Source organism: Streptomyces sp. DSM 40868 (genome assembly GCF_011820545.1).
GTDB lineage: Bacteria > Actinomycetota > Actinomycetes > Streptomycetales > Streptomycetaceae > Streptomyces > Streptomyces eurythermus.
In genome coordinates this window covers 2609170-2630205 of the sequence record NZ_CP050504.1, presented here as the reverse complement: position 1 = coordinate 2630205, position 21036 = coordinate 2609170, and the positions used below count along the sequence as shown (strand labels likewise).

Sequence of the window (21036 nt, the reverse complement as noted above, 5' to 3'; positions counted from 1 at the left end):
AGACGACAGGAGGTTCGTCATGGCCCACTCGTCCGCGGCCGCCGCCCGCCGGCGCCGCGCCACCGGCCCTGCCCCCTCACTGACCGGCCCCGCGAGCGACGTACACCCCGTGCTCCGCCGGGCCACGGCCCCGCCCGCCGCGCTCGACCTGCTCGCCAAGGCCCGCGCCGGACTGGAGGAGGCCGCGCTCCTCCAGACCCCGAACGAGCGCTACGCCACGGCCCATCTCGCCGCCCTGCGCACCGCAGCCGCCGTGCTCGCCGCCCGCGGCCGGCCCGAGACCTCCGCGCGCCGCCGGGCCCGCATCCGCAGCGCCTGGGAGGTGCTGCCGGAGATCGCCCCGGAGCTGACTGAGTGGAGCGCGCTGTTCGCCTCAGGCGCCGCGCGCCGCGCCCGCGCCGAGGCGGGCATCCGGGGCGCGGCCGGCCGCCGGGACGCCGACGACCTGATACGCGACGCGGCGATGTTCCTGCGCATCGTGGAGCGGATGCTCGCCCTCCAGCCGGTCCTGCCCCAGCCCCGCCGGGACACCGACGCGCCGCAGGCGCCGGACGGCCCCGCACCCGGCGCCCCACGCCCGCACGGCCCCCTCCCGGACACGGGCTGACCACGCCCCGCCAGTACGACACCGGCCCGCCCGTCGGCCACGTCGAGCACCGGCCGCGCCTCGGCTGTGACGCGTACCGAGGCGGGCCCGGGCGCGACGCACGGGGGCGGACGCCGACGTGATGACCTGCCGCGGGGCCGAAGGCAATAGGGTGGAGTCGCCTGAAGTCGCTCAGCCCCGCCGAGGAGTCAACTGCCGTGTCGGACCCGTCGCGCCCCCGCGCCTCCCTGCGTACCGCCGTGGTCTGGGACGTCCTGCAGGACGCTCTCGACCGCCGGGTCAAGGCCACGGGCCGGGACTCGCTGGACGTCCTCGACACCGGGGGCGGCAGCGGGAACTTCGCCGTGCCCGTCGCCCGCCTCGGCCACCGCGTCACCGTGGTCGACCCCAGTCCCAACGCCCTGTTCGCCCTGGAGCGCCGTGCCGCCGAGGCCGGCGTCGCCGACCGGGTCCGGGGCGTGCAGGGCGACGCGCACGGCCTGTTCGACGTGGTCGAGCCCGGCGGCTACGACGCCGTCCTGTGCCACGGCGTCCTGGAGTACGTGGACGACCCGGCCGAGGGCGTCCGCAACGCGGTCGCCGCGCTGCGCCCCGAGGGCGTCCTCAGCCTGCTCGCCGCCGGCCTCGGCGGCGCCGTGCTCGCCCGCGCCCTCGCCGGCCACTTCACCGAGGCCCACCAGGCGCTCCAGGACCCCGACGGCCGCTGGGGCAGCGGCGACCCGATGCCCCGCCGGTTCACCGCGGAGCAGCTCACCGCGCTGGTCGAGGGCGCCGGTCTGCGGGTCGGCGCGGTGCACGGCGTGCGGGTCTTCGCCGACCTGGTGCCCGGCGTCCTGGTGGACACCGAGCCCGGTGCCGTGGACGCGCTGCTGAGGCTGGAGGCCGCGGCGGCCGAACTGCCCGCGTTCCGCTCCGTCGCCACCCAGCTCCACGTGCTCGGCGAGACTGCCGGTACCGCCGGGGGCTGAGTGCCATGGGGGCGCCCTGTGCCCTGAGTGCACCATCGGGAACAGGCGCTGATCAGCGCCTCGGCCGCGGATGGAGTACGCCACAGGCCCCCCGATCGAGCGGTTTGCGCCGTATGATCGAGGTACACCGCTCGGCATGACGAGACGGCCGCCGGGGAATGGAAGCCTCAGCGAGCCGGACGGCCATGACGGAATCCGGTTGGCCAATTGGCGTAGAGGGGCGGGTTTCACGGGGGCGATTCCCTGCCTATCCTGAAGGGACCCCCCGGGTCGCCCCGGCGACTGCACGATGAGGAGGACTCCGTGCCGCTCTCGGAGCACGAGCAGCGCATGCTCGAGCAGATGGAGCGAGCGCTGTACGCCGAAGATCCCAAGTTCGCGTCGGCGCTTGAGGGAAACGGGCTGCGGACGTACACCCGCCGGCGGGTCTACCAGGCGGTCGCGGGTTTCCTCATCGGTATCGCGCTCCTCATGACCGGAATGGTCATGCAGCTGATCTGGGTCAGCGTGGTGGGTTTCCTCGTCATGCTGGGCTGTGCCGTGCTGGCCGTCACCGGCTGGCGCAAGGCTCCCAAACCGGGCGAGCAGCCACCAGGCATCGCCCGTCGGCAGGTGCGGCCCAGACGCTCCATGATGGACCGGATCGAAGAGCGCTGGCAGCGCCGCCGGGACGAACAGGGCCGCTGACCCCGGGACACACGTGAGGGGCGGCCACCGGAAGGTGGCCGCCCCTCAGCCGTGCCCGCAAGTGCCGTGCCCGCGGTGCCGCTCAGCCCTGCTGCCGGGACGGGCGGCGCAGGACCGGCCGGGCCGCCGCGGCCCGGGCCCGCAGCGCCGACCAGCGGGCCGACACCGCCCACCACGCCCGGGCCGACGAGCGGGGCAGGAACAGCGCCCGCAGCCGGGTCCCGGCGCTCGCCACGCTCCGCAGGCCCTCGACCGCCTCGCGCACGTCCCGCGCCGTTCCCGCCGCCGGGCGCGGCCGGGGCGCGTACAGCACCTGTTCCACCGCGTCCGCCACCCGGTGCACCGCGGCCCCGGCCGCCGGCTCCAGCCGCCCCAGCCGCACCATCCGCTCGGCGGCCTTGCGCGGGGTCAGCGACTCGTCCGGGGGAATGCCGTGGTCCCAGGCGCTGTCCGTCAGCTCCTGCCAGGCGGCCAGGGTGTGCGCCGCGGCACCCCCCGGGGTCCGGTCGTGCCCGCCCAGCCGCAGCGCGCGCGTCCGCCGCCGCCACAGCAGGGGCGACAGCGGCACCACCAGGACCAGCAGCGCGCCCACCCCGATCAGCGGCCACACCCACCAGTCCGAGTCGTCGGGGTCGTGGTGCGGGACTGCCGCCGCGGACGGGCTGTCGCAGGACTCGGGCCGGCTCGGCCCCCCGGCGCAGCTCTCGCTCGGCGAGGCCGCAGCCGAGGGCGTCGAGGACGCGCGCCGGGACGGCAGCGTCTCGTCCGGCAGCGAGCTGCCGGGGGTGTCCGACTGGGTGTACGACGGCGTGGTGCCCCGGGTCGGGGTGGGCTCGAAACGGGTCCAGCCCACGCCCTCGAAGTACAGCTCGGGCCAGGCGTGCGCGTCCCGCTGGTTCACCACGACCGTGCCGTCGGACTGCGGACTGCCCGGCGCGAAGCCCACCGCGACCCGGGCCGGGATGCCGAGCGTGCGCGCCATCGCCGCCATCGCGAAGGAGAAGTGGACGCAGAAGCCCTGCTTGTCCTCCAGGAAGTTCGCGATGGCGCGCGGACCCTGGCCGGCCTCCACCTGGGTGTCGTACTGGAAGCCCCCCGTGACGGCGAAGTAGTCCTGGAGCTTGACGGCCTCCTCGTAGTGGCTGCGCGCGCCCGCGGTGACCTCCTTGGCGGTGCGGGCCACCACCTTCGGCAACGAGGACGGCACCTTCGTGTACTGCTCCCACAGGGCGGCCGGCGGTGGCGGCGCGGCGGCCAGCTGTTCGGCGGTCGGCTCCACGTCCAGGCTCGTGACCTCGTAACGCTCGCCCCGCGTGGTCTGGCCGCGGTCGCCGGACAGGGTCATCCCGACCGGCTCGTACCGCCACCGGCCGCTGACCCGCACCCGGCTCGGGGGGTAGGGCATCGGCAGCGCGTCCTGGGCGTAGGTGTCCTCCGCGGTGATCGTCGTCCGTATCGTGTCGCGCCGGACGGCCCCGCCCAGACCGGCCGGCGTGGGCAGCGGGTCCGGCACGTCGGCGTAGGCGCGCCGGGACGCCTTCCAGGTGGTGCCGTCGAAGTCGTCCAGGGAGACGATCCGCAGATACAGATCGGAGAGGTCGTTGCTGCTGGTCCGCAGGGACAGCACCTGGCGGGCGTCCTCGCTGTTCAGGTTGTCGTGCAGCGCCACCAGCGGGTCGACCGCCGAGACCGCGCCCACGCCGCCCGCCCCCACGCCCTCCCGGGCCCGTTCCAGCAGGCCGCCGGGCAGCGAGGGCAGCGCCAGCGGCAGGACGAGGGCCACACCGAGCGCGGCCGCGCCGATCCGGCGGCCGGTGCGCACCGGCGCGAGCGGCACCGCCGCCGGGGCGCCCGGTATCCGGGGCGGGCCGCCGAAGACCCGGCCCCACTGGGCGAGCCGGTCCCGGCCCTCGGCGAGCAGCAGCATCAGATAACCGGCCGCCGCCACCAGGAACCACAGCCAGTCGGCGCCGCCGTCGGACAGCCCCGCGGCCACCGAGTACAGCGCGAGCAGCGGCAGTCCGGCCGGGGCCGCGCTGCGGAAGGTCACCGCCAGCGTGTCCACCAGCAGCCCGACCAGCAGCACACCACCGATCAGCATCAGCCTGATGCCGTCGGTCACCGGCGCCGGTATCGCGTACCGGCCGATGTCGTCCGTGCCCTGACGGAGCAGCTCGGCGAGGTACCGGACGGTGTCCGGGCCCGGGATCAGCCCGGCGATCGCGTGCTGCCGGGCGCACACCAGGGTCAGCAGCACCAGGGTGACCAGGAGCTGGGCCGCCAGCGTCAGCGACCGGCCCAGCGGGATCCGCCGGGCCGCCGCGCCCACCCCGGCCTGCACGGCCACCAGCGGCACCAGTTGCAGCAGCCAGGTCGGCTCGGAGACCAGCGGCAGCAGCGCGCAGGAGGCCATCAGCGTGGCCGCCGCCGCGCACAGCGCCAGTCGTGCCCGTCCGCTCATCCCCGAGCCTCCCCGCTCAGCGACGCCAGGCCCGAGCGCTCCCGGTCCGCCTGCCGCCACAGCTCCTCCACCGCGGCGCCGCGCGGCACGCTCAGCGCCGTCCAGCCCGCGTCGCGCAGCAGCCGCAGCCGCTCCTCGTGCCGGTCGCCGGCCCGTGGCACGTCGGTCGCCTCCCGCGTCCACACGTCGGGGTCCAGCACGAAGGCGACGGCGCCGCCGCCGCGCCGGCTCATCTTGGCGACCGTGGCGGCCTGCTCCTCGTCCAGGTCGCCGAGGAAGGCGATCAGCAGCCCCTCGTTGCCGGTGCGCAGCACCTCGTAGGCGCGCGACAGACCGGTTCCGTCGGAGTAGTCGATCACCGCGAGGGTGTCCAGCAGCAGCCCGGCCGTCTCCGCCGACTCCTGGCCGGTGCCCCCGAAGCCGTCGCCGCCCTCGCCGGGCACCGTGCTGCCGCCGTCGGTCAGCAGCCGCACCGAGAAGCCGCGCTCCAGCATGTGCGCCAGCACCGAGGCGGTGGCGGAGACGGCCCACTCGAAGGCCGAGTCCGGGCCCGCGCCCTCGTAGGCACCGCCACGGGTGTCCAGCAGCACGGTGCACCGGGCGCGCCGGGGCTGCTCCTCGCGGCGCACCATCAGCTCGCCGTAGCGCGCGGTGGAGCGCCAGTGCACCCGGCGCAGGTCGTCGCCGTAGCGGTAGCCGCGCGGGATGACGTCGTCCTCACCCGCGAGGGCCGGCGAGCGATTCCGTCCGTCGCCGTAGCCCTTGGCCTCGCCGGCGAAGCGGACCGGGGGCAGCGCGGTGACGCGCGGGATGACCGTCAGCATGTCCTGCGTCGCGAAGGAGCGGGTCAGCTCGCACATCCCGAAGGGGTCCGTCAGCCGCAGCTGGAGCGGGCCCAGCGGATAGCGGCCGCGCAGATCGGAGCGGACCCGGTAGGACACCTCGCGGTGGCCGCCCGGCTCCATCCGGTCGAGCACGAACCGGGGGCGCGGCCCGAGGACGTAGGGCACCCGGTCCTGGAGCATCAGCAGGCCGGTCGGCAGCCGGGAGACGTTGTCCATGCGCAGGTGCACCCGGGCCTCGCCGCCGGCCGGCACCCGCGCGGGGGCGAGCAGGCGGCTCGCGGCCACCCGGTAGCGGGTGCGGTACAGCACGGTGGCGCAGATCAGCGGCAGCACGGCGAGCAGCAGCCCGACCCGCAGCAGATCGCTGTGGCCCAGCACCAACGCGCAGACCGCGGCGGCGATCCCGGCCGCGAGGAAGGAGCGGCCGCGGGTGGTCAGGCCCGACAGGGCCGTGCGGACCCCGCCCGCCTGCCCGCGTCCGGGCTCGGCCGGCCCGGTCCCCCCGGGGCTCATCACAGACCTCGCGGAGGCTGCTGCGGGTAGGTGGGGATGGTCCGGCCGAGATCACCGGGTCCGCCCGGCCGGCCGGGGGCCGCGGGCACCGGGGTGCGCTGGAGGATCTCCAGCACCACCTGTTCGGCCGTGCGGCGGTTGAGCTGGGCCTGCGCGGTGGGCAGCAGGCGGTGGGCGAGGACGGCGACGGCGAGCGCCTGCACGTCGTCCGGCAGCGCGTACTCCCGGCCGGCCAGGGCCGCGGTGGCCTTGGCCGCGCGTAGCAGGTGCAGCGTCGCGCGCGGGGAGGCGCCGAGTCTGAGGTCGGGGTGGGTACGGGTGGCGGCGACCAGCTCGACCGCGTACCGCCGGACCGGCTCGGCGACGTGCACGCCGCGCACCGCCTCGACCAGCTTCACGATCTCGTGCGCGTGCGCCACCGGCTGGAGGTCCTCCAGGGGGCTGACCCCGCCGTGCACGTCGAGCATCCGCAGCTCGGACTCCACGCTCGGATAGCCGACGGAGACGCGGGCCATGAAGCGGTCGCGCTGGGCCTCGGGCAGCGGATAGGTGCCCTCCATCTCCACCGGGTTCTGGGTGGCCACGACCATGAAGGGGCTGGGCAGTTCGTACGTCTGCCCGTCGATGGTGACCTGCCGCTCCTCCATGGACTCCAGCAGCGCGGACTGGGTCTTGGGCGAGGCGCGGTTGATCTCGTCGCCGATCACGATCTGGGCGAAGATGGCGCCCGGCTTGAACTCGAAGTCCCGGCGCTGCTGGTCCCAGATCGACACACCCGTGATGTCCGAGGGCAGCAGGTCGGGAGTGAACTGGATGCGCCGCACCGAGCAGTCGATGGACCGCGCCAGCGCCTTGGCGAGCATGGTCTTGCCCACCCCGGGGACGTCCTCGATCAGCAGATGGCCCTCGGCGAGCAGCACGGTCAGCGCGAGCCGTACGACCTCGGGTTTGCCCTCGATCACGCCCTCCACCGAACCGCGCACCCGTTCCACTGTGGCGGTCACATCTGTGAGGCTCGCTCGATCGTCATAGGTCGTCACCCGGCCCTCCTCGGCCCATTCATTGCCGGGCCGACGCTGTCACTGCGCAACCGGCCCACCCCGAAACACGGACACCACGCGGAAAAGGTTCCGCATGGTGCCTCACTCCGCATTCTCGCTGCCGTTACCGATTGGTGTCACCGCCTGTGGACAACTGCCCCCGGCGATGGCGGTCATACGACGTGTACGACCGGGTTCCGGGCGGTGTCGGCACGGATGGCGGGACGCGTGCCGGGGCGGCCGGCCGGTACGTTCCGGGTCAGGCCGGGTCGACCTCGCGCAGCAGACCGGTGCGCACGTCGAAGACGAAGCCGCGGACGTCGTCGGTGTGCAGCAGGAAGGGCGAGGTGCGCACCCGCTGCATGGACTGGCGCACGTCCTGGTCCACGTCCCGGAAGGACTCCACCGCCCAGGCCGGCCGCTGCCCGACCTCCATCTCCAGCTCGGAACGGAAGTCCTCGGTCAGGGACTCCAGGCCGCAGTTGGTGTGGTGGATCAGTACGACGCTGCGGGTGCCGAGCTTGCGCTGGCTGATGGTCAGCGACCGGATCACGTCGTCGGTGACCACACCGCCCGCGTTGCGGATGGTGTGACAGTCGCCCAGCTCCAGGCCGAGGGCCTCGTGCAGGTCGAGCCGGGCGTCCATGCAGGCGACCACGGCGACACGCAGCACGGGGCGGGCGTCCATGCCCGGGTCCTCGAAGGCCTCGGCGTAGCGCCGGTTGGCCGCCAGGAGCCGGTCGGTCACGTTGTCGCCGGCCTTTATGGCGCCTTCGGACCCAGTGTGTGCTGTTGCGGAAGTCGTCATATTCTCGACGTTACTGGTCACGTACCGTTCCGGCCTGCTGTGAGAGGGGACAAAGAACGCCATCGTGGCTTGTTGTGAGCGAACCCACAGAGCGGGGGGAGATGGCCCGAACGGGTGGACCGGTGCCGGTCCGGGTTCCCGCGGGGCCGCCGTGCGCGACGCGCAGGCCGGTTGATTGACCCGGGGACGGCGTGGACTAAAGTGACGCGAAAGCGGGAGACGAGTCTCTCCCCGCTGGTGAAACCCCCGGAGACCCCGGCACCGCCCGGCTCCGTCTCCCCGCGCGCGCGGCGCGTACGTACGGCTCGGGGGACCGACGGTGCGTACGGCCCGCCGGAACTGAGAGGCCCCCTTGAGCCAGAGTCGACACGTCCCGGTGATGCTCCAGCGGTGCCTGGACCTGCTGGCGCCCGCCCTGGAGTGCCCCGGAGCCGTGGTCGTCGACTGCACCCTCGGCCTCGGCGGGCACAGCGAGGCGCTGCTGACCCGGTTCCCCGGCGCGCGGCTGATCGGCCTGGACCGGGACAAGGAGGCGCTGCGGCTGTCCGGCGAGCGGCTGGCGCCCTTCGGCGAGCGCGCCACCCTCGTGCACGCCGTGTACGACGAGCTGCCCGACGTCCTCGGCCGGCTCGGCATCGCGCGCGTCCAGGGCGTGCTGTTCGACCTCGGGGTCTCCTCCATGCAGCTCGACGAGGCCGGCCGCGGCTTCGCCTACGCGCAGGACGCGCCGCTGGACATGCGCATGGACCAGACGACCGGCATCAGCGCCGCCGAGGTCCTCAACACCTACCCGCCCGGCGAACTCGTGCGCATCCTGCGCGCGTACGGCGAGGAGAAGCAGGCCAAGCGGATCGTCGCCGCCATCGTGCGGGAGCGGGAGAAGGAGCCGTTCAGCACCAGCGCGCGGCTCGTGGAACTGATCCGGGACGCCCTGCCGCAGGCCGCCAAGCGCACCGGCGGCAACCCCGCCAAGCGCACCTTCCAGGCGCTGCGCATCGAGGTCAACGGCGAGCTGTCCGTGCTGGAGCGGGCGATCCCGGCGGCCGTGAAGGCCCTGGACGTCGGCGGGCGCATCGCCGTGCTGTCGTACCACTCGCTCGAAGACCGGCTCGTCAAGCACGTGTTCGCGGCCGGGGCGGCCTCCACCGCGCCGCCCGGGCTGCCGGTCGTGCCCGAGCGGTACCAGCCGAGGCTCAAGCTGCTCACCCGTGGTGCCGAACTTCCCACCGAGGAGGAGATCGCGGAGAACCGCCGGGCGGCACCGGCCAGGCTGCGGGGCGCCGAGCGCATCAGGGAGGACGTGGAGTGAGCGAGACGGGTCGGAGGGTCTCCTTCGCGTACCGGGGGAGCGGCATCCCCGTACCGGGGGAGCGGTGAGCAGGAAACCCGAGCTGAGGGGGAGGGCCGCGCGGCTGGCCCGGCTCTTCCCGGCCGGCCGCGCCCAGGCGGCCCGCACCCCGTTCGTGCTCCTCGTCGTCGTGCTGCTCGGCGGCGGTCTCATCGGGCTGCTGGGACTGAACTCCGCTCTCAGCGAAGGCTCGTTCGAACTCGCGGACCTGCAGAAGCGGACGAAGACGCTCACCGACGAGGAGCAGGCCCTCCAGCGGGACATCGACGCCTACTCGGCCCCCGACGCCCTCCAGCGGCGCGCCCGCGAACTCGGCATGGTCCCCGGCGGCGACCCCGCCTTCCTCGGCCCCGACGGCACCGTCAAGGGCGTCCCCAGCGCCGCCCCCGCACCGGCGGCCCTCTCCGCCCCGGCCGCCGCCCCCGGCACCACGACCGTCCCCGGCACCACGGCCCTCTCCGGCCCGGCCGCCGCCCCCGGCGCCCTGCTCCCGCCCGGCACCCCGGCCCCCACGACGGTCCCCACCGTCCCGCCGGCCGGCCCCGCGGCCCCGGCCGCCGTCCCCCCGTCCGTGTCCAACCCGACCCCCGGCAGGTGACGGAAGTGTCCGACAGGCAAGCGCCGCGCCGCCGTGTGCCCGGGCCCGCCAAGCCGCCGCGGCCCAGGGGGGCCGTCCGGCGGCAGCCCGGGCCCGGGGGGCGGCCGGCGCGCCGGCCCGGCGGGGCCCGGCCCATGCCGCCCGCCCCGCTCCGGCTCGGCAGCCCCCGGCCCCGGCTGCGCCTGGTCGGGCTCGCCCTGACGCTGGTGCTGCTCGTCTTCGTCGTACGGCTGCTCCAGGTGCAGGCCGTCGACGCGAGCGCCTACGCGGCGCGGGCCGAGCAGAACCGGTACGTGGTGCACACCCTGGCCGCCGAACGCGGCGAGATCACCGACCGCAACGGCGTCGCCCTCGCCGTCAGCGAGGACGCCTACGACATCACGGCCGACCCGACCATGTTCGGCGTCAAGCAGCTGAAGATCACCGACGGGCCGGAGCGGGCCGCCGCGCTGCTCGCCCCGATCCTCGGCCAGGACCAGGCCACCCTCGTCAAGAAGCTGCGGCCCGCGAACAAGAACTCCCGCTACACCCGCCTCGCCGCCCGGCAGACCCCGCAGGTCTGGAAGCAGATCAAGGACCTGAAGACGGCGCTCGCCAAGAAGTCCGGCACCGACCGCACCACCGTCAACGTGCTGGCCGGCGTCTTCGCGGACCCCAGCAGCCAGCGCGTGTACCCCAACGGCGACCTGGCCGCCGGGATACTGGGCTGGGTCAACGCCGACGGCCGGGGCGGCGGCGGCATCGAGCAGCAGCTCGACAAGCAGCTCACCGGCAAGGACGGCAAGGTCCGCTACGCCCAGGCCGGCGGCCGCGAGGTGCCCACGGTCGGGTCGACGGAGACGCGGGCCGTGCCCGGCGCCGACGTCGAGCTGACCATCGACCGGGACATCCAGTGGGCCGCGCAGAACGCCATCACCGAGCAGGTGGCGAAGTCCAAGGCGGACCGCGGCTATGTCATCGTCCAGGACACCCGCACCGGCCAGATCCTGGCCATGGCCAACTCGCCCGGCTTCGACCCCAACGACCTGTCGAAGGCCGACGGCGACGCCATGGGCAACGCGGCCCTCCAGGACGCCTACGAGCCCGGCTCCACCGCCAAGGTGATGTCGATGGCGGCCGTGCTGGAGCGGAACGTGGCCACCCCGCTCACCCACGTCGTCGTACCCAACCGGCTGCACCGCGGCGACCGGCTGTTCCAGGACGACATCGACCACCGCACCTGGTACCTCACGCTCAACGGCGTGCTCGCCAAGTCCAGCAACATCGGCACCATCCTGGCCACCGGCGAACTCGCCAAGAGCCAGCCCGAGGCCAACAAGGTCCTCTACTCCTACCTGCGCAAGTTCGGCATCGGCGGCTACACCGGACTCGGCTTCCCCGGCGAGACCCCCGGCATCCTCGCGCCGCCGCAGAAGTGGTCCACCTCGCAGCAGTACACGATCCCTTTCGGCCAGGGCTTCTCCATCAACGCCATGCAGGCCGCCTCCGTGTACTCGACGATCGCCAACGGCGGCGTCCGCGTCGAGCCCACCCTGGTGCGCGGCACCAAGGGCGCCGACGGACGGTTCACCCCGGCGCCACAGCCCAAGAAGACCCGGGTGGTCAGCGCCAGGACCGCCAAGAGCCTCGCCCAGATGCTGGAGTCCGTGGTCGACGACGAGCAGGGCACCGGCATCAAGGCCCGCATCCCCGGGTACCGGGTGGCGGGCAAGACCGGCACGGCCAACCGAGTGGATCCGGCCACCGGCCGCTACCGCGGCTACACCTCGTCGTTCGCCGGTTTCGCCCCCGCCGACAACCCGAGGATCACCGTCTACTGCGCCATCCAGAACGCCACCTCCGGCAGCTATTTCGGCGGCCAGATCTGCGGTCCCATCTACAAGCAGGTGATGGAGTTCGCCCTCAAGACCCTCCAGGTCCCCCCCACCGGCGCGAAGCCCGCCAGCCTGCCCGTCGAGTACAAGCCCTGATCAGCACCCCCACTGGTCAGCACGGAAACACCAGGAACGAACCCGTGACAACGATCACCCCCGATCCCGGGAACCAAGGGTCCCAGAGCCCCTCGCTTAGCTCCGGAGCCGGTACGCCCGGTACGCTCACCGCCGTGCCACACGCTGATCAGTCCCAAACCACCCAGAAAGGCGCTTCCGTGACATATCCGGGACCGCCGCGACCGGTCCAGGTCTCCGCCACCCCCCTCGCGGAACTGGCCGATCAGCTGGGTACCGCCGCTCCGGACACCGCCGCCGAGGTCACGGGCATCACCCACGACTCGCGCGCCGTCCGCCCCGGCGACCTGTACGCCGCCCTGCCGGGCGCCCGGCTGCACGGCGCCGACTTCGTCACCCAGGCCGCCGGCCTCGGCGCGGTCGCCGTGCTCACCGACGCCGACGGCGCCGAGCGCGCCGCCGCCACGGGCCTGCCCGTCCTGGTCGTGGACGACCCGCGCGGCCGGATGGGCGAGCTGGCGGCCCGGATCTACGGCCACCCCGGCCGCGATCTGCTCCAGATCGGCATCACCGGCACCTCCGGCAAGACCACCACCGCCTACCTGGTGGAGGGCGGCCTGCGCACCGCCCGCGCCACCGGACTGGTCGGCACCGTCGAGACCCGCATCGGCGACGAGCGGATCAAGTCCGAGCGCACCACCCCCGAGGCCACCGACCTCCAGGCCCTGTTCGCCGTCATGCGCGAACGCGGCGTCGAGGCGGTCGCCATGGAGGTCTCCAGCCACGCCCTGGTCCTCGGCCGGGTCGACGGCTGCGTCTTCGACATCGCCGTCTTCACCAACCTCAGCCCGGAACACATGGAGTTCCACTCCGACATGGAGGACTACTTCCGGGCCAAGGCGCGGCTGTTCACCCCCGAGCGCAGCAGGCTCGGCGTGGTCAACGCCGACGACGAGTACGGCCGCCGGCTAGCCAAGGAGGCGACCGTCCCGGTCGTCACCTACTCCGCCGAGGGCCACCCCGACGCCGACTGGCGCGCCCAGGACGTGCAGATCGGCCCGATGGACTCGACGTTCACCGTGCTCGGCCCGGACGGCGAGCGGGTGCACGCCAGGTCGCCGATCGCGGGTCCCTTCAACGTGGCGAACACCCTCGCCGCCATCGTCGCCCTCGCCGCCGCCGGCCTCGACCCGCAGGCCGCCGCCGACGGCATCGCCGCCGTACCGGGCGTGCCGGGCCGCCTGGAGCGCGTCGACGCCGGGCAGCCCTACCTCGCGGTCGTCGACTACGCCCACAAGACGGACGCGGTCGAATCGGTGCTCAGGGCGCTGCGCAAGGTCACCAAGGGACGGCTGCACGTCGTCCTCGGCTGCGGCGGCGACCGTGACCGCAGCAAGCGCGCCCCGATGGGCGCCGCCGTCGCCCGGCTCGCCGACACGGCCGTACTGACCTCCGACAACCCCCGTTCCGAGGACCCCCTCGCGATCCTCGCGACCATGCTCCAGGGCGCCGCCTCGGTGCCCGCGCACGAGCGCGGCGAGGTGCTCCTCTTCGAGGACCGGGCCGCCGCCGTCGCCGCCGCCGTGGGCCGTGCCCAGGCCGGCGACACGGTGCTGGTCGCGGGCAAGGGTCACGAGCAGGGCCAGGACATCGCCGGCGTGATCCGTCCCTTCGACGACCGCCAGGTGCTTCGCGAAGCTATCCAGAAGACCCAGGGATGAACTTGTGATCGCCCTCTCCCTCGCCGAGATCGCAGCAGTCGTCGGCGGGCAGACGCACGACATACCGGATACGTCCGTGCAGGTCACGGGACCGGTCGTCCGGGACTCCCGGGAGGTGGTGCCCGGCAGCCTGTTCGCCGCCTTCGTCGGCGAGCGCGTGGACGGCCACGACTACGCCCGGCAGGTCGTCGAGGCCGGCGCGGTCGCCGTGCTGGCCGCCCGGCCGGTCGGCGTCCCCGCCATCGTGGTGGACGACGTCCAGACCGCCCTCGGCGCCCTCGCCCGGCACGTCGTGGGCCGGCTCGGCACCACCCTCGTGGCGCTGACCGGCTCGGCCGGCAAGACCAGCACCAAGGACCTGATCGCCCAGGTGCTCGGGCGCAAGGCGCCGACCGTGTTCACGCCCGGCTCGCTCAACAACGAGATCGGGTTGCCGCTGACCGCCCTGTCCGCCACCGAGGAGACGCGGTTCCTCGTGCTGGAGATGGGCGCCCGCGGCATCGGGCACATCCGCTACCTCACCGGCCTCACCCCGCCGCGGATCGGCCTGGTGCTCAACGTCGGCTCCGCGCACATCGGCGAGTTCGGCGGGCGCGAGCAGATCGCCCAGGCCAAGGGCGAGCTGGTGGAGGCGCTGCCCCCGGCGAGCGAGGGCGGCGCGGCGATCCTCAACGCCGACGACCCGCTGGTGAAGGCCATGGCCTCCCGTACCCAGGCGAAGGTGGTCCTTTTCGGAGAGTCGGCCGAAGCGGACGTACGCGCCGAGAACGTACGACTCACGGACAGCGGACAGCCCTCCTTCAGGCTTCACACACCCTCCGGTGCAAGCGATGTGACGATGCGCCTGTACGGTGAGCACCACGTGTCGAACGCGCTCGCCGCGGCCGCCGTCGCCCATGAGCTGGGCATGTCCGCGGAAGAGATCGCCCTCGCGCTCTCCGAGGCGGGCTCCCTCTCCCGGTGGCGCATGGAGGTCACCGAGCGCCCGGACGGCGTGACCATCGTCAACGACGCCTACAACGCCAACCCCGAGTCCATGCGGGCCGCCCTCAGGGCGCTCGCGGCCATGGGCAAGGGGCGCCGTACGTGGGCGGTGCTCGGCAAGATGGCCGAGCTGGGGGACGAGGCGCTCGCCGAGCACGACGCCGTCGGACGGCTCGCCGTCCGGCTCAACGTCAGCAAGCTCGTCGCCGTCGGGGGGATTGAGGCCTCCTGGCTGCAATTGGGCGCATATAACGAGGGTTCGTGGGGTGAGGAGTCGGTGCACGTGTCCGACGCACAGGCGGCGGTCGACCTGTTGCGCAGCGAGTTGCGCCCGGGGGACGTCGTGCTCGTGAAGGCGTCCCGGTCGGTGGGGCTGGAGAGCGTCGCCCAGGCGCTCGTCGAGGCTGGCGAGGGTGAGGTCGCCGCCCGATGATGAAGCAGATCCTGTTCTCGGGAGTCATTGGCCTCTTCCTGACGCTGGTCGGCACCCCGCTGCTGATCAAGCTGCTGGCCCGCAAGGGCTACGGCCAGTACATCCGCGACGACGGCCCGCGCGAGCACGCCAGCAAGCGCGGTACGCCGACCATGGGCGGTATCGCCTTCATCCTGGCGACCATCGCCGCGTACTTCCTGAGCAAGCTCATCACCGGCTACGCGCCGACCTACTCCGGTCTGCTGGTCCTCGGCCTGATGTTCGGCATGGGCCTGGTCGGCTTCCTCGACGACTACATCAAGATCGTCAAGCGGCGTTCGCTGGGTCTGCGGGCCAAGGCGAAGATGGCCGGCCAGCTGATCGTGGGCATCGCCTTCGCCGTGCTGTCGCTGCAGTTCTCCGACTCCCGCGGCAACACCCCGGCCTCCACGAAGCTGTCGTTCATCACCGACTTCGGCTGGTCGATCGGCCCGGTGCTGTTCGTCGTCTGGGCGCTGTTCATGATCCTCGCGATGTCGAACGGCGTGAACCTCACCGACGGTCTGGACGGTCTGGCCACCGGCGCCTCCGTGCTCGTCTTCGGCGCCTACACCTTCATCGGCGTCTGGCAGTTCCAGGAGTCCTGCGCCAACGCGCAGACCCTGACCAACCCCGGCGCCTGCTACGAGGTGCGCGACCCGCTCGACCTCGCGGTGGTCGCCTCCGCGCTGATGGGTGCCTGCCTCGGCTTCCTGTGGTGGAACACCTCGCCGGCGAAGATCTTCATGGGCGACACCGGCTCGCTCGCCCTCGGCGGTGTCCTCACCGGCCTGGCCATCCTCTCCCGCACGGAGCTGCTGGTGGCCATCATGGGCGGCCTGTTCGTCCTCATCACCATGTCGGTCGTCATCCAGGTCGGCTCCTTCCGGCTCACCGGCAAGCGCGTCTTCCGGATGGCGCCACTCCAGCACCACTTCGAACTCAAGGGCTGGTCCGAAGTCCTGGTGGTGGTCCGCTTCTGGATCATCCAGGGCATCTGTGTGATCGTCGGACTGGGCCTCTTCTACGCGGGATGGGCAGCGGACAAGTGACCTCCACCTCGGGGCTCTTCGACTTCCAGGGCAAGCACGTCACCGTCGCCGGGCTCGGCGTCTCCGGCGTCCCGGCGGCCAAGGCGCTGCACGCGCGCGGCGCCGTCGTCACGGTCGTCAACGACGGCGACGACGCCCGCGCGCGGGAACAGGCCGCGGAACTGGAGGCGCTCGGCATCACCGTGCGCCTCGGTGACGGCTCCTCCCTGCCGGAGGGCACCGAGCTGGTCGTCACCGCGCCCGGCTGGCAGCCCGGCAAGCCGCTGTTCCGCGCCGCCGAGCAGGCCGGTGTGCCGGTCTGGGGCGACGTGGAGCTGGCCTGGCGGCTGCGCGGCCCGGACGCGGCCCCCTGGCTGGCCGTCACGGGCACCAACGGCAAGACCACCACCGTGCAGATGCTCGCCTCCATCCTGAAGGCGGCGGGCCTGCGCACGGCCGCCGTCGGCAACATCGGCGTCTCCCTGCTAGACGCGGTCCTCGGCGAGGAGGAGTACGACGTGCTCGCCGTGGAGCTGTCCAGCTACCAGCTGCACTGGGCGCCCTCGCTGCGCGCCCACTCCGCCGCCGTCCTCAACCTCGCGCCGGACCACCTGGACTGGCACGGCTCCATGGAGGCGTACGCGCGCGACAAGGGCCGTATCTACGAGGGCAACAAGGTCGCCTGCGTCTACAACGTCGCCGACAAGGCCACCGAGGACCTGGTGCGCGAGGCCGACGTCGAGGAGGGCTGCCGGGCGATCGGGTTCACCCTCGGCGCCCCGGGGCCGTCCCAACTCGGCGTCGTGGACGGCATCCTGGTCGACCGCGCGTTCGTCGAGAACCGGCAGAAGAACGCGCAGGAGCTGGCCGAGGTCTCCGACGTCCACCCGCCGGCCCCGCACAACATCGCCAACGCCCTCGCGGCGGCGGCCCTCGCGCGCGCCTTCGGGGTGCCCGCCACCGCCGTACGCGACGGTCTGCGGGCCTTCCGCCCGGACGCCCACCGCATCGCGCACGTCGCCGACCTCGACGGGGTCGCGTACGTGGACGACTCCAAGGCCACCAACACCCATGCCGCGGAAGCGTCGTTGGCGGCATATGAATCGATCGTATGGATCGCGGGCGGACTGGCGAAGGGCGCCACCTTCGACGAACTGGTCGCCAAGTCGGCGAAGCGGCTGCGGGGTGCGGTCCTGATCGGTGCCGATCGGGCCCTGATCCGCGACGCCCTCGCGCGACACGCGCCGGAAGTACCCGTGGTGGACCTCGACCGGACCGACACTGGGGCGATGCTCCAGGCGGTGACGGAGGCCAGGCGGCTGGCCCGGCCCGGCGACACGGTGCTGCTGGCCCCGGCCTGCGCCTCCATGGACATGTTCACCAACTACAACCAGCGCGGCGACGCGTTCGCGGCGGCGGTCCGCGAACTCGGCGCCTGAGCCCGGCCGCCTGCCGGGCGGATCTTGGGAGGGACGCGTGGGACGGTCGACGTTCAAGGGACGCGTGGGACGGTCGACGTTCGGCGGAGGCACCGATGCCCGGTAGCCGCACCGGCCGGCCGCCCGTACAGCGGGCGTCCCGCCGTCCCGCCGTTCCCCGCGTGCCGCGCGAGAACCCCGTACAGCGGCTCTACACCCGCGCCCGCAAGGCCTGGGACCGGCCGCTGACCGCCTACTACCTGATCCTCGGCGGCAGCGTGCTGATCACCGTGCTGGGCCTGGTGATGGTCTACTCGGCGTCCCAGATCACGGCGCTCCAACTGTCGCTGCCCGGGTCGTACTTCTTCCGCAAGCAGTTCCTCGCCGCGCTCATCGGCGGCGCACTGCTGTTCGCCGCCTCCCGCATGCCGGTGAAACTGCACCGGGCGCTGGCCTACCCGATCCTCGCCGCCGCCGTCTTCCTGATGGCCCTGGTGCAGGTGCCGGGGATAGGGATGTCGGTCAACGGCAACCAGAACTGGATCTCCCTCGGCGGCTCCTTCCAGATCCAGCCCAGCGAGTTCGGCAAGCTCGCCCTGGTGCTGTGGGGCGCCGACCTGATCGCCCGCAAGCAGGAGAGAAGGCTGCTGGCCCAGTGGAAGCACATGCTGGTGCCGCTGGTCCCGGTCACCTTCCTGCTGCTCGGACTGATCATGCTGGGCGGCGACATGGGCACCGCGATCATTCTCACGGCGATCCTCTTCGGCCTGCTGTGGCTCGCGGGCGCGCCGACCCGGCTGTTCGCCGGGGTACTGTCGGTGGCCGGCCTGATCGGGGTGCTCCTGATCAAGACCAGCGACAACCGGATGGCCCGGCTGGCCTGCATCGGCGCCACCGAGCCCCGGAGCGGGGTCGCCGACTGCTGGCAGGCCGTGCACGGGATCTACGCGCTCGCCTCCGGGGGGTTCTTCGGCTCCGGACTCGGTGCGAGTGTGGAAAAATGGGGCCAACTCCCCGAAGCCCACACCGACTTCATCTTCGCCGTCACCGGTGAGGAACTGGGCCTGGCGGGGACGCTGTCGGTGCTCGCCCTGTTCGCGGCTCTAGGCTATGCGGGTATCCGCGTGGCCGGACGCACGGAGGACCCCTTCGTGAGGTACGCCGCGGGAGGCGTGACCACCTGGATCACCGCCCAGGCGGTGATCAACATCGGTGCGGTGCTCGGCCTGCTGCCGATCGCCGGCGTCCCGCTCCCGCTGTTCTCCTACGGAGGGTCCGCCCTGCTGCCGACCATGTTCGCCATCGGGCTGCTGATCGCCTTCGCGCGCGACGAGCCCGCTGCGCGGGCAGCGCTTGCGATGCGGCAACCCCGCTTTGGTAGAAAGCGGGCGGGAGGCTCCGGTGCCGAGCGGGGGCCTCGGAGATGGAACACGATGCGACGGCGTGCCTCGGCGGCGCGTTCGTCCGGAGAGCGGTGAATTTCGGTGCATGTCGTACTCGCCGGTGGGGGGACCGCCGGCCACATCGAGCCCGCGCTCGCCCTCGCGGACGCCCTGCGCAGGCAGGACCCGACCGTGGGAATCACGGCCCTGGGCACGGAGCGCGGCCTGGAGACCCGGCTCGTCCCGGAACGCGGCTATGAACTGGCGCTGATCCCCGCGGTGCCGCTGCCCCGCAAGCCCACCCCCGAGCTGATCACCGTCCCGGGCCGGCTGCGCGGCACGATCAAGGCCGCGGAGCAGATCCTGGAGCGCACCAAGGCGGACGTCGTGGTCGGCTTCGGCGGCTACGTCGCGCTGCCCGGCTATCTGGCCGCCAAGCGCCTCGGGGTGCCCATCGTGATCCACGAGGCCAACGCCCGCCCCGGCCTGGCCAACAAGATCGGCTCGCGCTACGCGGCCCGGGTCGCCGTCTCCACCCCGGACAGCAAGCTGCGTGACGCCCGTTACATCGGCATCCCGCTGCGCCGCTCCATCGCCACGCTGGACCGCGCGGCCGTCCGCCCCGAGGCCCGCCACCGCTTCGGCCTCGACCCGAACCTGCCCACGCTGCTCGTCTCCGGCGGCTCCCAGGGCGCCCGGCGGCTGAACGAGGTGACGCAGACCGTCGCCCCCTGGCTCCAGCAGGCCGGCATCCAGATCCTGCACGCGGTCGGCCCGAAGAACGAACTGCCGCAGGTGCAGCAGATGCCGGGAATGCCCCCGTACATCCCGGTAAGTTACCTGGACCGGATGGACCTCGCGTACGCCGCGGCCGACATGATGCTGTGCCGCGCGGGCGCGATGACCGTCGCCGAACTCTCCGCCGTGGGCCTGCCGGCCGCGTACGTCCCGCTGCCCATCGGCAACGGCGAACAGCGGCTGAACGCCCAGCCGGTGGTCAAGGCCGGCGGCGGACTCCTCGTCGACGACGCGGAACTGACGCCGGAGTGGGTGCAGCAGAACGTGCTGCCCGTGCTGGCCGACCCGCACCGGCTGTACGAGATGTCCCGCGCGGCAAGCGAGTTCGGCCGCCGGGACGCCGACGAGCTGCTCGTCGGCATGGTGTACGAGGCGATCGCCTCGCGCCGTTAGGACCGTATGACGAAAGGGCAGTGACGGTGGCCGGACCGACAACCGCCGAGCGCGGGGAACGCCAGCAGGGGTCGTCCGGTCCGCCGCCCGCCCGCGGCGCCGGACGGCGTCTTCGTAGGATCGTCATCCTGGCCGTGGCCGTCGTCCTCCTCGGGGCCGGTGGCGCCTGGGTGTTGTACGGCTCGCAGTGGCTGCGGGTGCGCCACGTCCCGGTGTCGGGCACGCGCGTGCTGACCCCCGCGGAGGTCCGCGAGGCGGCGGACGTGCCCGTCGGGGCGCCCATGGCGTCCGTCGACACGGGTGCCATCGAGGCCCGGCTGCGCCGGAAACTGCCCCGGATCGACACCGTGGACGTGGTGCGTTCCTGGCCCCGGGGAATCGCCCTGAACGTGAGCGAACGCACTCCGGTCCTGCTGCTCCGAAAAGGCGGGAACTTCGTCGAAGTCGATGACGAAGGTGTCCGTTTCGCCACGGTTTCGCAGGCGCCGAAAGGCGTTCCGAGCCTGGAATTGTCCGCCTCCCGCAAGGGGCCCGGAGCCGCGAGCCTGCGGCGCTTCGGCACCGGCCGGCTGGTGCGCGCGGCCGTGCGGGTCGCCGGCGACCTGCCCGCCCCCGTGGCGCGCGCCGCCCGGACCGTTCAGGTGCGCTCCTACGACGCCATCTCGGTCGAGTTGGGCGACGGTCGTACGGTGGCGTGGGGCAGTGACGAGCAGGGGCGCGCCAAGGCACGGGCCCTCACGGCTCTCATGAAAGCATCCCCCGGCGCACGGCACTTCGACGTCACCGTTCCCACCGCCCCTGCGTCATCGGGGAGTTGACGCACATCAGCCCAGGCCAGCCCCCTGGTTGGGCACCGCTACGGCTGATCACATAGGGTGAAAAGAAAAACGGGAGGTTCGGCGTGTTCGTTGAACGGGCGCCACTTGTCGACTTAGTGTCCTGTTCGGAAGACTCCAGGGAACAGACACACTGGTAACCCTAAACTTCAGGGTTAGGGTTCGGGTCGGCGCTACGGACCGTCCCATTCGGCATCC

17 protein-coding genes are annotated in these 21036 nt (G+C 73.0%); 13 read left to right on the top strand and 4 right to left on the bottom strand.

The window, feature by feature from the left end; translation table 11 throughout:
• Positions 1 to 19: 19 nt before the first annotated feature.
• The 3 genes from HB370_RS11840 to HB370_RS11830 all read left to right on the top strand — a co-directional run bounded on the left by HB370_RS11840 (position 20) and on the right by HB370_RS11830 (position 2262).
• On the top strand, positions 20 to 607 hold the full coding sequence (locus HB370_RS11840) for an SAV_6107 family HEPN domain-containing protein (RefSeq protein WP_030783400.1): 588 nt from the start codon (positions 20 to 22) through the stop codon (positions 605 to 607).
• 197 nt (positions 608 to 804) lie between these two features.
• On the top strand, positions 805 to 1575 hold the full coding sequence (locus tag HB370_RS11835) for a methyltransferase (protein ID WP_030783403.1): 771 nt from the start codon (positions 805 to 807) through the stop codon (positions 1573 to 1575).
• A 303-nt stretch (positions 1576 to 1878) separates the two neighbouring features.
• Positions 1879 to 2262 carry a DUF3040 domain-containing protein gene (locus HB370_RS11830; protein ID WP_030783406.1) on the top strand — a complete coding sequence of 128 codons (384 nt, stop codon included), beginning with the start codon at positions 1879 to 1881 and terminating at the stop codon, positions 2260 to 2262.
• A gap of 82 nt (positions 2263 to 2344) precedes the next feature.
• Here the strand turns inward: HB370_RS11830 and HB370_RS11825 are convergent, their stop codons facing one another.
• From HB370_RS11825 to HB370_RS11810, 4 genes are all read right to left on the bottom strand, one after another.
• Positions 2345 to 4723, bottom strand: a complete 2379-nt coding sequence (locus tag HB370_RS11825) for a DUF3488 and transglutaminase-like domain-containing protein (RefSeq protein WP_030783409.1) — start codon at positions 4721 to 4723, stop codon at positions 2345 to 2347.
• A complete protein-coding gene (locus HB370_RS11820) occupies positions 4720 to 6081 on the bottom strand; it encodes a DUF58 domain-containing protein (RefSeq protein ID WP_030783412.1) in 1362 nt (453 codons plus the stop codon). Before HB370_RS11820 ends, HB370_RS11825 begins: the two co-directional genes overlap by 4 nt.
• Positions 6081 to 7121, bottom strand: coding sequence for a MoxR family ATPase (locus HB370_RS11815; RefSeq protein ID WP_030783415.1), 1041 nt, complete (start codon positions 7119 to 7121; stop codon positions 6081 to 6083). Before HB370_RS11815 ends, HB370_RS11820 begins: the two co-directional genes overlap by 1 nt.
• Positions 7122 to 7380: 259 nt before the next feature.
• Positions 7381 to 7992: a carbonic anhydrase gene (locus HB370_RS11810; RefSeq protein WP_208974388.1), complete on the bottom strand. Its 612-nt coding sequence runs from the start codon at positions 7990 to 7992 to the stop codon at positions 7381 to 7383.
• A 289-nt stretch (positions 7993 to 8281) separates the two neighbouring features.
• Between HB370_RS11810 and rsmH the strand changes: the two genes are divergently transcribed.
• From rsmH to HB370_RS11760, 10 genes are all read left to right on the top strand, one after another.
• The gene (rsmH, locus tag HB370_RS11805; RefSeq protein ID WP_078637537.1) at positions 8282 to 9238 is read left to right on the top strand and encodes a 16S rRNA (cytosine(1402)-N(4))-methyltransferase RsmH; all 957 of its coding nucleotides are present in this window, start codon (positions 8282 to 8284) and stop codon (positions 9236 to 9238) included.
• 64 nt (positions 9239 to 9302) lie between these two features.
• Positions 9303 to 9875 (top strand): septum formation initiator family protein, encoded by a 573-nt coding sequence (locus tag HB370_RS11800; protein ID WP_030783423.1) that lies wholly within the window; start codon positions 9303 to 9305, stop codon positions 9873 to 9875.
• A 5-nt stretch (positions 9876 to 9880) separates the two neighbouring features.
• On the top strand, positions 9881 to 11845 hold the full coding sequence (locus HB370_RS11795) for a penicillin-binding protein 2 (RefSeq protein WP_280117740.1): 1965 nt from the start codon (positions 9881 to 9883) through the stop codon (positions 11843 to 11845).
• Between the two features lie 179 nt (positions 11846 to 12024).
• Positions 12025 to 13545, top strand: coding sequence for a UDP-N-acetylmuramoyl-L-alanyl-D-glutamate--2,6-diaminopimelate ligase (locus HB370_RS11790; RefSeq protein ID WP_030783429.1), 1521 nt, complete (start codon positions 12025 to 12027; stop codon positions 13543 to 13545).
• Between the two features lie 4 nt (positions 13546 to 13549).
• Positions 13550 to 14962 carry a UDP-N-acetylmuramoyl-tripeptide--D-alanyl-D-alanine ligase gene (murF, locus tag HB370_RS11785; protein ID WP_030783432.1) on the top strand — a complete coding sequence of 471 codons (1413 nt, stop codon included), beginning with the start codon at positions 13550 to 13552 and terminating at the stop codon, positions 14960 to 14962.
• Entirely contained in the window at positions 14962 to 16032 is a 1071-nt protein-coding gene (gene mraY, locus HB370_RS11780; protein ID WP_030605496.1) for a phospho-N-acetylmuramoyl-pentapeptide-transferase, read from the top strand. The genes murF and mraY overlap by 1 nt, the downstream gene beginning before the upstream one ends.
• Positions 16014 to 17450 carry a UDP-N-acetylmuramoyl-L-alanine--D-glutamate ligase gene (gene murD, locus HB370_RS11775; protein WP_030783435.1) on the top strand — a complete coding sequence of 479 codons (1437 nt, stop codon included), beginning with the start codon at positions 16014 to 16016 and terminating at the stop codon, positions 17448 to 17450. Before mraY ends, murD begins: the two co-directional genes overlap by 19 nt.
• Positions 17451 to 17545: 95 nt before the next feature.
• A complete protein-coding gene (gene ftsW, locus HB370_RS11770) occupies positions 17546 to 18907 on the top strand; it encodes a putative lipid II flippase FtsW (RefSeq protein WP_030783438.1) in 1362 nt (453 codons plus the stop codon).
• 6 nt (positions 18908 to 18913) lie between these two features.
• Positions 18914 to 20002: an undecaprenyldiphospho-muramoylpentapeptide beta-N-acetylglucosaminyltransferase gene (gene murG, locus HB370_RS11765; protein WP_030783441.1), complete on the top strand. Its 1089-nt coding sequence runs from the start codon at positions 18914 to 18916 to the stop codon at positions 20000 to 20002.
• A 26-nt stretch (positions 20003 to 20028) separates the two neighbouring features.
• Positions 20029 to 20820, top strand: coding sequence for an FtsQ-type POTRA domain-containing protein (locus HB370_RS11760; protein ID WP_030783444.1), 792 nt, complete (start codon positions 20029 to 20031; stop codon positions 20818 to 20820).
• The last annotated feature ends 216 nt before the right edge of the window (positions 20821 to 21036 follow it).

Bases quoted from the DNA above. Each gene is read 5' to 3' on its own strand.
- HB370_RS11840 (WP_030783400.1), top strand. From the start codon at position 20: ATGGCCCACTCGTCCGCGGCCGCCGCCCGCCGGCGCCGCGCCACCGGC.
- HB370_RS11825 (WP_030783409.1), bottom strand. From the start codon at position 4,723: ATGAGCGGACGGGCACGACTGGCGCTGTGCGCGGCGGCGGCCACGCTG.
- HB370_RS11820 (WP_030783412.1), bottom strand. From the start codon at position 6,081: ATGAGCCCCGGGGGGACCGGGCCGGCCGAGCCCGGACGCGGGCAGGCG.
- HB370_RS11810 (WP_208974388.1), bottom strand. From the start codon at position 7,992: ATGGCGTTCTTTGTCCCCTCTCACAGCAGGCCGGAACGGTACGTGACC.
- mraY (WP_030605496.1), top strand. From the start codon at position 14,962: ATGAAGCAGATCCTGTTCTCGGGAGTCATTGGCCTCTTCCTGACGCTG.
- murD (WP_030783435.1), top strand. From the start codon at position 16,014: ATGGGCAGCGGACAAGTGACCTCCACCTCGGGGCTCTTCGACTTCCAG.
- ftsW (WP_030783438.1), top strand. From the start codon at position 17,546: ATGCCCGGTAGCCGCACCGGCCGGCCGCCCGTACAGCGGGCGTCCCGC.